This is a genomic window from Mycobacterium uberis, from assembly GCF_003408705.1.
GTDB lineage: Bacteria > Actinomycetota > Actinomycetes > Mycobacteriales > Mycobacteriaceae > Mycobacterium > Mycobacterium uberis.
This window is the reverse complement of record NZ_QAYL01000002.1, coordinates 172,457-185,248: the sequence shown is the minus strand read 5'-3', so window position 1 is coordinate 185,248 and position 12,792 is coordinate 172,457. Positions and strand designations below refer to the sequence as shown.

Below are 12,792 nucleotides of genomic sequence, written 5' to 3'. Positions count from 1 at the left end.
TGACTTGACGGCCACTTGCCGGAGTTTTAAATGATAATTGCTGGCGCGTGGCCGTCTACCGGCGGATCGGGGACCGTGGATACTAGGGTGGACACTGGTAACGCGGTGTTCAGATATCTCGCGCCGCACCAGTGTCCTATTTCGAGCACTCAGATAGAGGATCCAAAAGAGGGTAATGTGACCTCCGACCAAGGCGCCAATAGCGGCCAAAGTCCGGGCTATCGCCTAGAGCTGCGCTCTGGCTCCCGGCCGTCGGTCGACGCCGCATCACGTCAGGCGTTCGGTCGCCCCCGTGGATTGCGGGGATCTTTTGTCGCTGAAGATGTTCGCCCACAGAAGTATCGGGACCGCACCGAATTCAAGCCCAATGATCAACCGGTTGACCCCGTCCTTGCTGAGGCGTTTAGCCGGCCATTCGGGAGTGTTGATTCGCTGCAGCGCCATCCTATCGATGCAGGTGCGCTGGCTGCCGAGAAGGATGGCGCTCAGCTGGACGAACCCGATGATCCGTGGCGAGACCCTGCTGCTGTGGCCGCTCTGGGGAGTCCTGCGGTGTCTCCGCTGATGCCACACACTGCGTTGGGCCAGCGTGGCAAGCTTAGCGTACGCGACGTACTATTTGGTGGCAAGGTATCTTCCCTCACTCTGGTCATTTTGGTCCTGATTGCGTTGGTGCTTGGTGCTATCGGCGGTGTGATCGGACGCAAGACGGCTGAGGTCGTTGACGCGTTCACTACGTCGAAAGTGACGCTGGCAACGAATAACAATTCTGAAGAACCGGCCGGTCGGTTCGCCAAGGTGGCGGCGGCAGTAGCCGACTCTGTGGTGACGATCGAGTCGAAGAATGACCAGGAGGGAATGCAGGGATCCGGTGTCATCATCGATGGCCGCGGCTATATTGTCACCAACAATCACGTGATTTCCGAGGCAGCCAGCAATCCTAGCCAATTCAAGACGACCGTGGTGTTCAACGATGGCAAGGAGGTGCCCGCCAACCTGGTGGGCCGCGACCCCAAGACAGATCTGGCTGTCCTCAAGGTCGACAACGTCGACAACCTGACTGTGGCTCGGCTTGGTAATTCCGACGAGGTGCGAGTTGGTGATGAGGTCCTCGCGGCAGGTGCGCCGCTGGGGCTGCGCAGCACGGTGACCCACGGCATCATCAGTGCACTGCACCGGCCCGTCCCATTGTCGGGAGAGGGATCTGATACCCACACCGTTATAGACGCTGTCCAGACCGACGCTTCAATCAACCACGGCAACTCTGGTGGCCCGCTGATTGATATGAATTCCCAGGTGATCGGCATCAACACTGCCGGCAAGTCACTGTCGGACAGCGCCAGCGGGCTGGGCTTCGCGATCCCGGTCAACGAGATGAAGTCGGTTGCGCAAGCCCTTATCAAGTATGGCAAGATCGTGCACCCGACGCTGGGGGTCAGCACCCGGTCAGTGAGCAACGCGATCGCGTCCGGCGCCCAGGTGGCCAATGTGAAGACAGGAAGTCCCGCGCAAAAGGGCGAAATCCTGGAAAACGACGTCATAGTTAAGGTTGGCAACCGGGAGGTTGCCGACGCCGATGAGTTCGTCGTCGCCGTGCGGCAGCTGACCATTGGACAGGACACCCCGATCGAGGTGGTCCGCGGCGGTCGGCACGTTACGTTGATGGTGAAGCCCGACCCCGATGTCAGCTAGGTGTTCACCAACATCGGCTGGGGGGAAATGCTCGTCCTTGTGGTGGTCGGGTTGGTGGTGCTTGGCCCGGAACGGCTTCCCGGAGCCATCCGTTGGACGTCGGGCGCTCTGCGACAGGTACGCGATTATCTCAGCGGTGTGACCAACCAGCTACGCGAAGACATCGGCCCCGAGTTCGACGACCTGCGTGGCCAATTCAGGGAGCTACAGAAGCTGCGGGGTATGACACCGCGTGCGGCGCTCACCAAGCACCTCTTCGACGGCGATAACTCCCTGTTTACGGGAAACTCCGTTGGCTGGCCGATCGAAGTTTCGCCGCGGCAGAAGTCGACGCAGCCGGTACAGCAACATGGTCCGGCGCCGTTCGACACTGACGCGACTTAGCGCCGCGACGGGTCAAGCCCCAGCGACACCTCTGTCAGTCTGCGCCGCCGCGACGAGAATTCGTCAGCGATGCGGAGCAGTTCCTTGCTGACCAGCGAGTCAGAGGTGCTCAACACGATAGGTACACCCGAATCACCGGCGGCCACCAATGTGGGGTCTAGTGGGATCTGACCCAGCAGCGGCACGTCGGCGCCGACCGCACGTGAGAGCCGATCAGCTACCTGCTGGCCGCCGCCCTCGCCGAATACCTGCAGCTTTGAGCCGTCGGGCAGCATAAGCCACGACATGTTCTCCACCACACCGACAATGCGTTGACGGGTCTGCAGGGCAATGCTGCCGGCCCGTTCGGCGACCTCGGCCGCGGCCAGCTGTGGCGTGGTCACCACGAGAATCTCGGCGTTTGGGATCAACTGAGCCACCGAGATGGCGATGTCGCCAGTACCAGGTGGCAGGTCGAGCAGCAGCACGTCCAGATCACCCCAATACACGTCGGCCAAGAACTGCTGCAATGCCTGGTGCAGCATTGGCCCGCGCCATACCACCGGCGTGTTGCCCTCGGTGAACTGGGCAATCGAGATGACCTTTACCTCATGGGCAATGGGTGGCAGGATCATAGACTCAACCTGGGTGGGTCGTTTGCTGCTGCCCATCATGCGGGGGATGGAGTGACCGTGGATGTCGGCGTCGAGCACGCCGACTGACAGGCCACGGGCGGCCATTGCCGCGGCCAAGTTGACGGTTATAGTGGACTTTCCGACTCCTCCTTTGCCAGATGCGACCGCATACACTTGGGTTAGCGAGCTAGGCTGGGCGAACGGGATCACCGATTCACGGGCATCACCGCGCAACTGCTTGCGCAGCTCGATGCGTTGCTTGTCGCTCATCACGTCTAGATCAATCTGCACTGCCGTGGTGCCAGGAATGTCAGCAATCGCCTTGGTGACGCGCTCGCTGATTTCGGACTTCTTCGGGCAACCGGCGGTGGTGAGGTAAATCCCTACCTGCACGCTGCCATCCGGCTTGATGTCAATACTTTTGACCATCCCAAGTTCAGTGATGGGGCGCCGCAGTTCGGGGTCGATCACCTTTGCCAGTGCGGTGCGTACCGCTGTGCTCAGGTCGGCAGCGTATTGATCAGTTCCAGACATCACTGCCGAGTGTAGGCTGCTCGAGGTCTGCTCGGCCCGTCGCGTGGGTCAGCCAGCTGGAGCGGGCGCCGAGCTGATACAGATCAGGGTACAGCCAGGCTGTGTCGCCACTGGCTGCAATGAGCTGAGGTCGATCAGCGGCATCTGCGCCATTGGATCGTTAATCGGCAAGCCGTGGACGTTTACCAGTAGCCCAGGCTCAATTTCTTCCGGGCGTTCGAGGTGTACGTCGTCGAGTGGCGGCACCGGCTTGGTAATCGGTGGCAGAATCCACCGGGATTACGCCAGTGGCATAGGTCGCGGCCCGGCCCAGCACGTTCAGCGCATATGCTGCTGCGTAATTGTAGCGTAAGGTCGCGATTAAAACCCCCGACGGGTAACGCAGGTTAAACGCGCCGCTGTGTAAGTACCGGGAAGCGGCCAGTGTGGAGTCCAATAGATTCTGTGAAGCGGCGCTGCCCCCGATGCTGTGGCATTTGCTGTCGGAGGCTTATCGTGTTCAGGTGTCTGACAAGAACTGCATTGGTCCTATCGTGCGGGCATAGGTGATGTGATTGCCAACCCCGCTCGGAATGATGATTTCGTTGTCGGGCAGCGTACCGTTCGGAGCAGGTCCGTAGATCTGGTGGAGTGCAGTGCCGCATGCATCAACGGCACTGCCGCCTGCGTGGCCCGGTTCGACGGGCCCGATCCCGGTCAGCAGGTTCCAGCTGATGCTGCAGTCTGGGGAAGCGACAGCCATCTTCTGTTCGGCAGCGCTGTAGGCGACAGCGCGATAGTTAGGAATGCCAAGCGTGCCACGTGTGTTCACGATCATGAGTGGCGGCGGAGCGAGTACCGCAGCCGTGGCGACGTGGAAGCCGATCAGCGGGCGCGCGACGGCGATGACACGCGGACCGGACAGCTCACCGAATAGACCACTGCTGAAAAGGGAAACCGCAGCCACTGGAGTGATCGTGGTGCTCAGCGGTGGGAATCTTTCCGTGAAAAGTGGGGGCCGTGCTCCCGACCGCACCGGCGAACACGAGGGGATGATCACGGCGATACTAAACGCGGATGCCCGTGTTGCTCGACCGCGCCCGCACCGTTGCTAGGGCCAGGTGTGCACCCTAGCGTCTCCCTATACGCACTCGACCATCCTCAGTTGTGAGTCTGTCGGGAAACTACGCTTGTCCAAGCGGTTCCTTATCCTCATCCTAGTGAACTAGCCTCACCACTTTAAATTTAATTATTGACTTAATTTAATTATTGTGGTCAGAGTGGCGTAATGGTGGCCAGGTTGTCATTTGGATTTCTTCGCGTGCCAATCTACACTGTCACCGGTCTGGGCCGGCTCTCTGCGCGAGTTGTTCGGCTGCAGGTTAGCCAGCAGGGTGCGCAAGTCGTCTAGTTCGTGGCGCAGGTATTCACGCGTCGCGACCTCGCCGATAGCCAGCCGCAAGGCAGCCAGTTCACGGGCCAAATACTCGGTGTCGGCCTTAGTTTGCGCAGCGCGACGACGATCTTCTTCGAGTGCGACTCGATCTCGGTTTTCTTGACGGTTCTGGGCCAGAAGAATAAGCGGTGCCGCGTAGGCGGCCTGGGTAGAGAAAGCCAGGTTGAGCAGAATGAAAGGGTACGGGTCCCAGCGCCATTTCAGTGCAAACAGATTCAGCGCGACCCACACCAACACCACGATCGTCTGCAGCAGCAGATAGCGACCAGTGCCGAAAAAACGCGCGATTGACTCGGTGATGTGCCCGACGGTCTCGGCGTCCCAGCTCGGCGTCAACCTGCGTGATGTCCGTGGGGTGTAGAGCCGTCGTGGTGCGGGCGACTTCCTCATCACGACCCTCCGGGCACGCCGGCGCTTCCGTATCCTGAGAGCTCCGGTACATCTACACGCCAGTTAGGCGGTAGCAGATGGTCGAGCAGGTCGTCCACGGTAACCGCTCCCAAGAGGTGGTTTTGGTCGTCGAGCACTGGCCCGCATACCAGGTTGTAGGCGGCCAGGTACCGGGTCACCGCGGCCAAGGGAGTCTCCGGTGTCAGCGTGGCTAGGGCAGTGTCGATGATTCCACCGACCAGCTCGGCTGGCGCTTCGCGGAGCAGCCGCTGAAGGTATACGCAGCCTAGGTAGGGACCGGTAGGCGTGGCTGTGGGCGGCCGGGTCACGAACACCATTGACGACAGTGCGGCGGTGAGGTCGGAATCGCGGACCCGGGCCAGTGCCTCGGCAACCCCGGTGTCCGGCGTCAACACCACTGGATCGGAGGTCATCAAACCACCCGCGGTATCTGGTGGGTACGTCAGTAGCCGTCGCACCGCACCAGAATCCCCAGGGTCCATCCTGGTCAGCAGTAACTCGGCATCAGTCGGACTCAGCACACCAAGCAGGTCGGCGGCATCATCGGGATCCATGGCCTCGAGCACATCGGCGGCGCGTTCAGTGCCTAATTGTGACAATACATCGGCCTGATACAGTTCGGGAAGTTCCTGAAGAATGTCGGCGAGCCGTTCGTCGCGGAGTGCTTTGAGCACCTCGTAGCGTCGTGCGCGCGGAAGTTCGCGGATGGCGTCGGCCACATCGACCGCCTTACGTCCGTCAAACTGGTCCAGCAGTTGCGCAACTCCTTTACTCGGCATCGCTAACGCCGAGGGCGTCAAGCCCTGGACGTATTGCCAGTCCACGATGTGCACGGGGCCGCGTCGTCCCAGCCGTCGCTGGGCACGGACAGCGATTTTGGTGACCATCCAGTCGCGCGTTCGGGTTTGTTCGATACCTAGGTCGGTGATCACGACGTCAACGCCGGCCAACTCGGGCAGTGCGAGATCGTTAACCCTAACCGGGGTGTCGAGCACTTGACCGAGTGCCAGCACCTCGCCCGGTCGCTGTTCGAAGTGGTGCAGCGACACGTTGCTGGTGGCCAGTGTCACTGCGTCCGGCTCGATCGCGGCGACCCGCAGAATCGGGATGAAAATGCTGCGGCGCGTCGCCAAATCGACGACCAACCCCAGGATTCGCGGTTGCTGGCGGACGATGCTGATGCTGATTACGACATCACGGACGCGCCCGAAGGACTCGCCGAGTGGGCCCAACACCAACATCCGCGAGAGTCGCGCCACATACACTTTATTGACCGATCCCATGCTGAAAAGCGTAAGCAGCCGCGTCCCGGATGGGCAGCTGCCCGGCATCGGCGTGGCCGCAATGCAGGCTCTAATGCGAATGCAGCGCGAATATCGCGACGATCAAACTCACCAGCAGAGTTGCGATCCCAATCACTATGCTGGCGATGGCTAAACCGTAACCTTCTTGGCGTGTCCGCTTGATCTGATCGAGGGCGACGGCACCAAGCACGATGGCCACGATTGAGCCGATGCAGCACACCAACCCGGTGAACGAGGAGATCAGCGAGGCGATCGCCATAACGTTCATTCCTGGCTGTGTTGCACCATAGCTCTCCAGATAGTCTGGCGGGTAGTCGTCTCGCGGATAGGCGCCTGTATAGTTGCCCGAATGCCAAGGTGGTCCTTGGTCGACCGCAGGTGTGCCAAGTTGTGGCGGAGGGTAGGGTGGTCCGTCGTAGCCTGGCGGCTGTCTGTATTCAGGCTGGGTGGGTGCCATGGGTTCTGGATAGTCGACCGGAAGATCCGGCGGATAGCCGGGAGTAACAGTGGGTGGCGGATACACCGTGGATGGGTAATCGGCTGCCTGCGATTGTGCTGGCGGATTCCAGAGAGTGTCCCCAGCCTGCTGTTGCGGGGTCTCCGAACCGGCTGGCGGATTAGCCCCATCGTGGTGGGCATCCTCGCCGAAGGTGCCGCCGGGATCTGTCATGCTATTAAACCTAGCCTATGCGCTGCTGGGAGCTGCGGTTGCAAATCGAAGGTGGCAGCCAATGATTCGATAGGCTGGCCAGACAGCGCGGTGCCGGGCGGGCACCGGATCCATCGCTGCACTCCCCGCGTCGGGGGATCTGACGCTGAAAACGTAGGGATGTCACGTCTTGCTTAGAGGTTGTCTGCAGGCTTCTTTGGATAGTGTGGAAGCTCTCGGATGACACGATGGTTCAGAATAGAGGGTGGAGTGGAGGAGATGCGCATCGATGACTAGCCTTTTCCAGCCTGGACGGGTTTCTGGAGCGATGGGCGCGGGTGGCCGTGGCATGCCCAGGTTACCGACCCCGCCCAAAGGTTGGCCGGTCGGGTCGTATCCGACCTACGCCGAAGCGCAGCGTGCCGTCGACTACCTATCTGAACAGCAATTCCCGGTTCAGCAGGTGACTATTGTTGGTGTCGACCTAATGCAGGCGGAACGGGTCACTGGTCGGCTGACATGGGCCAAGGTGTTGGGCGGTGGCCTACTTAGCGGTGCTTGGCTCGGTCTGTTCATTGGATTGATTCTGGGTTTCTTTAGTCCTAATCCGTGGATGGCGCTGGCCACTGGCTTGGTTGCCGGCGTGTTCTTTGTGTTGATCACCTCTGCGCTTCCCTACGCAATGGTCCGCGGCACAAGGGATTTCAGCTCGACTTTGCAACTAGTGGCTGGTCGTTACGATGTACTCTGCGATCCGCAAAATGCGGAGAAGGCGCGTGATTTGCTGGCGCGTCTGGTGATCTGACGCCCGGACGGGAGGCGCAGGTGGCGGTGAGTTGGCATGTCCGCCAAGTGGGCGCGGTCGTGCTCACAGCTTTGACTCTTGCGTTGATGGTGTCGGCCTGTGGGGCCGGCGGTAACCAGCTGGTGATCAGCTTCTACACGCCCGCTAATGACGACGCGACATTTACCGAGGTTGCCCGGCGTTGCACTGAACAGTTTGACGGCCGGTTTGTTATTCGGCATGTGAGTCTGCCGAGGTCGCCAGACGAGCAGCGATTGCAACTGGCTCGGAGGTTGACCGGTAATGACCACACCCTGGACGTGATGGCGATGGATATAGTGTGGACCGCGGAGTTCGCTGAGGCAGGATGGACACTGCCGCTATCTGCAGACCCGACAAGACTGGCTGAGGCTGACGCGATCGTTGACACTCTCCCGGGCCCACTCGCGACGGCCACTTGGAAGCAGAAGCTGTATGCCGAGCCTTTTACTACCAACACCCAGTTGCTTTGGTACCGAGCAGATTTGGTGGACCAACCGCCAGGTGACTGGAATGATATGGTGGCTGAGGCGGTCCGGTTGTATGCGGCCGGCGAGCCTAGCTGGATCGCCGTGCAGGCTAATCAGGGCGAGGGGCTTGTGGTATGGTTTAATACCTTGCTCGTCAGTGCGGGTGGTCAAGTGCTGTCCGAAGATGGTAGCCGTGTCACTTTGACGGACACACCGGAGCATCGGGCCGCCACTGTCCGGGCGTTACGGATCCTCAAGTCGGTGGCCACCGCGCCCGGCGTGGACCCGTCGATCACTCGAACCGACGAAGGCGCCGCACGATTGGCGGTTGAGCAGGGTAAGGCCGCGCTGGAAGTTAACTGGCCGTTTGTGCTGGCATCGATGATGGAGAACGCGGTGAAGGGCGGGGTGGCCTTTTTACCGCTTAATCGGGTCTTCGAGTTGGCCGGCAGCATCAACAACATCGGGACATTCGTGCCTAACGACGAGCAGTTTCACATCGCGTATCAGGCCGCTCGGAAAGTGTTTGGTTTCGCGCCGTATCCTGGTGTGTTGCGCAACGAACCGGCCAAGGTGACGATCGGCGGGTTGAATCTGGCGGTGGCCAGCACCAGCCGTCATAAAGCCGAAGCGTTTGAAGTCGTCAGATGTCTGCGCAGTGTGCAAAACCAGCAGTATCTTTCGATTGAAGGGGGTCTGCCGGCGGTACGGGCCTCGCTGTACTCCGACCCGAAATTCCAAGCCAAATACCCAATGTATACTATCATTCGACAACAGCTTACCGATGCCGCAGTGCGGCCGGTGACGCCAGCCTATCAGGCGGTGTCGATCCGGCTGTCGGCCGCACTGAGTCCTATCAACGACATTGACCCAGAGCCTATGGCCGACAAGCTCGCCGTGCAGGTGCAAAAGGCCATCGACGGGAAGGGATTGTTGCCGTGACCGCCTGCTTGCAGGGGAAGCGGCGGCTGTGACAGTGGTGGCCGGTAAATCGTGGCACGTGCGCGTCAGGAGTGTGCAACCAGAACAACGGTTGGCGTTCCTTCTGGTCGCGCCCGCGGCGATGTTGATGCTGGCGGTGACGGTCTATCCGATCGGATATGCGGTCTGGCTGAGTCTGCAACGTGCCAACCTGGCGACCCCGAACGATACCGCGTTCATCGGTCTAAGCAACTACCAAACGATCTTGACCGACCTATACTGGTGGACGGCGCTGGCGGTGACGTTGGCGGTCACTGTGGTTTCAGTGTCGATCGAATTCATTCTGGGTCTGACGCTGGCGCTGGTGATGCACCACACTCCCCTCGGCAAGAGCTTGGTGCGCATGACGGTGCTCATCCCGTACGGCATTGTCACGGTGGTCGCTTCGTACAGTTGGTATTACGCTTGGACGCCGGGCACCGGATATTTGGCGAACCTGCTGCCGCAAGGTAGTGCGCCACTGGCCGAGCAAATCCCGTCGTTGGGCATCGTGATCATCGCGGAGGTCTGGAAGACCGCACCGTTCATGTCGTTGCTGTTGCTGGCTGGGTTGGCATTGGTTCCCGAGGATTTGCTCAAAGCTGCGCAGATGGATGGCGCCGGCGTGTGGCGGCGGCTAACGAAGATCACCTTGCCGATCATTAAGCCAGCGGTCGTGGTGGCGCTGTTATTCCGGACACTGGACGCGTTCCGTATTTTTGACAACATCTATGTGTTGACCCAAGGTGCCAACAATACCGCCTCGGTGTCGATCCTAGGTTACGACAACCTGTTTAAAGGATTCAACATGGGGCTTGGCTCGGCGATCAGCGTGCTGATTTTCGGCTGCGCCGTCTTCATTGCGGTAATTTTCATCAAGGTGTTCGGTGCCACGGCGTCCGGAGATGAACGCGATGGCTGCTAAGCTGGTGGACACGAAGCGGGCCACGATGTGGGTCATCATCGACACCGTCGTGGTGGGCTATGCGCTACTACCGGTACTGTGGATTCTGTCCCTGTCACTCAAACCGACGTCAACGGTCAAGGACGGCAAGCTGATTCCGTCGTCAGTGACTTTAGACAACTACCGTGGCATTTTTCGGGGCGATTTTTTCAGCTCAGCGCTGATTAACTCCATCGGAATCGGATTGACTACCACAATGATAGCAGTGGTGCTCGGCGCTATGGCGGCCTACGCGATTGCCCGGTTGGCTTTCCCCGGCAAGCGTCTACTTGTTGGTGCTACCCTGCTGATCACCATGTTTCCGGTGATCTCGCTGGTGACGCCGTTGTTCAATGTCGAACGCCAGACCGGTCTGTTCGACACATGGGCGGGGCTGATCCTGCCCTATATCACTTTCGCGTTGCCGCTTGCCATCTATACCTTGTCGGCATTCTTCGCCAAAATCCCATGGGATCTAGAGAAGGCAGCCAAGGTAGACGGCGCTACGCCGGGTCAGGTTTTCCTTAAAGTGATCGTCCCGCTGGCGGTACCGGGCTTGGTCACTACGGCGATCCTGGTGTTCATCTTTGCGTGGAACGACTTGTTGCTCGCGCTTTCGTTGACCGCCACCAAGGCGGCGATTACTGCCCCGGTTGCCATCGCGAACTTCACCGGTAGTTCGCAGTTCGAGGAGCCGGCTGGTTCGATCGCGGCCGGGGCAATTGTGATTACGGTCCCGATCGTCGTTTTTGTTCTAATTTTCCAGCGACAAATTGTTGCCGGGTTGACTTCTGGTGCTGTGAAGGGATAACTCGATGGCTGAGATTGTACTGGAGCATGTCAACAAGAATTACTCCAACGGCGCGACGGCGGTACGCGACCTGTCCATCACCATCGCCGACGGAGAATTCCTTATCCTGGTCGGGCCTTCCGGCTGCGGAAAGACCACGATTTTGAATATGATTGCTGGACTTGAGGATATATCGTCAGGTGAGTTACGTATCGGTGGTGAACGGGTGAACGAGAAGGCGCCCAAGGACCGTGATATCGCGATGGTGTTCCAGTCTTACGCGCTTTACCCACATATGACTGTGCGGCAGAATATCGCGTTCCCGCTGACGCTGGCCAAGATGAAGAAAGTACAGATCGCGCAAAAGGTTTCCGAGACAGCCAGAATCCTTGATCTGACCGATCTTCTGGACCGTAAGCCCGCGCAGTTATCTGGCGGGCAGCGGCAGCGGGTCGCGATGGGCAGGGCGGTCGTTCGCCATCCCAAAGCATTCTTGATGGACGAGCCGTTGTCCAATTTGGATGTCAAACTGCGGGTGCAGATGCGTGGCGAGATCGCCCGACTGCAACGCAGGCTGGGTACCACCACCGTCTATGTCACCCACGACCAGACCGAGGCCATGACGCTAGGAGATCGCGTGGTGGTCATGCACTCCGGTGTCGTACAGCAGATTGGGACACCCGACGAGCTTTATAAATGTCCGGCTAACCTCTTCGTCGCGGGGTTTATGGGTTCGCCAGCGATGAATTTCTTCCCCGCCACATTGACGCCGAACGGACTGACCTTACCCTTCGGCGAGCTGGCTTTATTGCGGGAAGCCCAGACGGTGATCGGGCAGCACCCAATGCCGGACAGGGTTATTGTCGGGGTGCGACCCGAGCATCTGGCCGACGCCAAGTTGATCGATGTACACCAACGCGGCACGGCGTTGACGTTCGAGGCGAAGGTTGACTTGGTTGAATCGCTGGGAGCAGACAAATACGTTTACTTCACCACCACTGGTTGTGATCTGCATTCAGCTCAGTTGGACGCGCTAGCGGCTGAGTCGGAAGCAAGTGAAAATCATTTTGTGGCAAGAGTTCCTGCTGGGTCAAAAGTTGTTGTCGGAGAATCGATCGAGTTAGCTTTCGACACAACGAAAATTACCGTTTTCGATGCTGACTCTGGAGTGAATCTAACCTTTCCTGCACTGATTGATGCGCGGTGACAAATACTCTGGCCCAAGTATGTGCATACCTGTGCTGCAAGTTCGCGCAGGCAGGTTCCCCAGGCATACCCGCCGAGACCAATTCTGCGAACGTGACGTTACTGGGTACCGAATTCATCGAGATGCTGCGATTCTGTTCTGGGGTAAACGGATTGTTGTATTATGTGTAGTTGTGGTACTCGAGTTATTCGATGATTGATCCGATCGAGATTCTTGCTAACCAGTTGAACGGCTCACGTGCTGTGACTGCGCGGTCCCGGGCCGGTAACCGGGCTAGCGCACAGCCTGGCGGTGCTAGTCGAGGACGCGTTGATCGACCTTAGGTCGCCGCTGTGGGTGCGACTATTGGGGCGGTTGTCGTTCATTGCGGTGCTGTTGGGTCGCAGTGATAGCATTAACCTACCGCTAGCGCCCCTTCGAGATCCAGTACGCTTTCTGTCCAGCGACTCCTATGACAGTTACTCGAGCGGCCTGGGTGTCGCTCAATGGTGCCGACGCCATGCGGCAGATATGGTGTATAGTGGCAGCTTCGACGTGCTGAGTCCGAATCGCCTTGCCGTACAAAATCACTGACGG

The 12,792-nt window shown here is 59.3% G+C and carries 11 protein-coding genes and 2 pseudogenes; 8 read left to right on the top strand and 5 right to left on the bottom strand.

All coding sequences use genetic code 11. The annotated features are described in order from the left end of the window. Positions 1 to 177 precede the first annotated feature (177 nt). Positions 178 to 1,692, top strand: a complete 1,515-nt coding sequence (htrA, locus tag MUBE_RS02935) for a serine protease HtrA (RefSeq protein ID WP_207801633.1) — start codon at positions 178 to 180, stop codon at positions 1,690 to 1,692. Then, positions 1,693 to 2,076, top strand: a complete 384-nt coding sequence (gene tatB, locus MUBE_RS02930; RefSeq protein ID WP_116539417.1) for a Sec-independent protein translocase protein TatB — start codon at positions 1,693 to 1,695, stop codon at positions 2,074 to 2,076. On the opposite strand, the gene MUBE_RS02925 is transcribed toward tatB, so the two are convergent. From MUBE_RS02925 to MUBE_RS02900, 5 genes and pseudogenes are all read right to left on the bottom strand, one after another. Further along, on the bottom strand, positions 2,073 to 3,224 hold the full coding sequence (locus MUBE_RS02925) for an Mrp/NBP35 family ATP-binding protein (protein WP_116539416.1): 1,152 nt from the start codon (positions 3,222 to 3,224) through the stop codon (positions 2,073 to 2,075). The two genes, tatB and MUBE_RS02925, sit on opposite strands and share 4 nt — an antisense overlap. 51 nt (positions 3,225 to 3,275) lie before the next feature. Then, positions 3,276 to 4,269 (bottom strand): annotated as a pseudogene (locus MUBE_RS19765) (hypothetical protein); the annotation flags it as partial. A gap of 237 nt (positions 4,270 to 4,506) precedes the next feature. Continuing rightward, positions 4,507 to 5,049: a DUF1003 domain-containing protein gene (locus MUBE_RS02910; protein ID WP_116539413.1), complete on the bottom strand. Its 543-nt coding sequence runs from the start codon at positions 5,047 to 5,049 to the stop codon at positions 4,507 to 4,509. After that, entirely contained in the window at positions 5,049 to 6,353 is a 1,305-nt protein-coding gene (locus tag MUBE_RS02905; protein ID WP_116539412.1) for a magnesium transporter MgtE N-terminal domain-containing protein, read from the bottom strand. The genes MUBE_RS02910 and MUBE_RS02905 overlap by 1 nt, the downstream gene beginning before the upstream one ends. A 70-nt stretch (positions 6,354 to 6,423) precedes the next feature. Beyond that, the gene (locus MUBE_RS02900) at positions 6,424 to 7,044 is read right to left on the bottom strand and encodes a DUF4190 domain-containing protein (protein ID WP_116539411.1); all 621 of its coding nucleotides are present in this window, start codon (positions 7,042 to 7,044) and stop codon (positions 6,424 to 6,426) included. Between the two features lie 268 nt (positions 7,045 to 7,312). On the opposite strand from MUBE_RS02900, the gene MUBE_RS02895 reads away from it, so the two are divergent. The 6 genes and pseudogenes from MUBE_RS02895 (at position 7,313) to MUBE_RS16890 (ending at position 12,789) form a co-directional block, all read left to right on the top strand. Further along, complete coding sequence (locus MUBE_RS02895) at positions 7,313 to 7,828, top strand: general stress protein (protein ID WP_116539410.1); 516 nt, start codon at positions 7,313 to 7,315, stop codon at positions 7,826 to 7,828. Positions 7,829 to 7,914: 86 nt separating this feature from the next. Continuing rightward, positions 7,915 to 9,258 (top strand): extracellular solute-binding protein, encoded by a 1,344-nt coding sequence (locus tag MUBE_RS02890; RefSeq protein ID WP_116539514.1) that lies wholly within the window; start codon positions 7,915 to 7,917, stop codon positions 9,256 to 9,258. 121 nt (positions 9,259 to 9,379) lie between these two features. Further along, positions 9,380 to 10,201: a carbohydrate ABC transporter permease gene (locus MUBE_RS02885; protein ID WP_165849676.1), complete on the top strand. Its 822-nt coding sequence runs from the start codon at positions 9,380 to 9,382 to the stop codon at positions 10,199 to 10,201. A 4-nt stretch (positions 10,202 to 10,205) separates the two neighbouring features. Next, on the top strand, positions 10,206 to 11,030 hold the full coding sequence (locus tag MUBE_RS02880) for a carbohydrate ABC transporter permease (RefSeq protein WP_116539513.1): 825 nt from the start codon (positions 10,206 to 10,208) through the stop codon (positions 11,028 to 11,030). Positions 11,031 to 11,034: 4 nt separating this feature from the next. After that, on the top strand, positions 11,035 to 12,216 hold the full coding sequence (locus MUBE_RS02875; protein ID WP_116539408.1) for an ABC transporter ATP-binding protein: 1,182 nt from the start codon (positions 11,035 to 11,037) through the stop codon (positions 12,214 to 12,216). Positions 12,217 to 12,245: 29 nt separating this feature from the next. Then, positions 12,246 to 12,789, top strand: a pseudogene (locus MUBE_RS16890) (suppressor of fused domain protein). Positions 12,790 to 12,792: the final 3 nt, after the last annotated feature.

What these genes read in the sequence shown, in the direction of transcription:
- MUBE_RS02900 (WP_116539411.1), bottom strand. Translation starts at nt 7,044, where the DNA reads ATGACAGATCCCGGCGGCACCTTCGGCGAGGATGCCCACCACGATGGG.
- MUBE_RS02875 (WP_116539408.1), top strand. Translation starts at nt 11,035, where the DNA reads ATGGCTGAGATTGTACTGGAGCATGTCAACAAGAATTACTCCAACGGC.
- MUBE_RS02910 (WP_116539413.1), bottom strand. Translation starts at nt 5,049, where the DNA reads ATGAGGAAGTCGCCCGCACCACGACGGCTCTACACCCCACGGACATCA.
- MUBE_RS02905 (WP_116539412.1), bottom strand. Translation starts at nt 6,353, where the DNA reads ATGGGATCGGTCAATAAAGTGTATGTGGCGCGACTCTCGCGGATGTTG.
- MUBE_RS02885 (WP_165849676.1), top strand. Translation starts at nt 9,380, where the DNA reads ATGTTGATGCTGGCGGTGACGGTCTATCCGATCGGATATGCGGTCTGG.
- MUBE_RS02890 (WP_116539514.1), top strand. Translation starts at nt 7,915, where the DNA reads ATGGTGTCGGCCTGTGGGGCCGGCGGTAACCAGCTGGTGATCAGCTTC.
- MUBE_RS02895 (WP_116539410.1), top strand. Translation starts at nt 7,313, where the DNA reads ATGACTAGCCTTTTCCAGCCTGGACGGGTTTCTGGAGCGATGGGCGCG.
- MUBE_RS02925 (WP_116539416.1), bottom strand. Translation starts at nt 3,224, where the DNA reads ATGTCTGGAACTGATCAATACGCTGCCGACCTGAGCACAGCGGTACGC.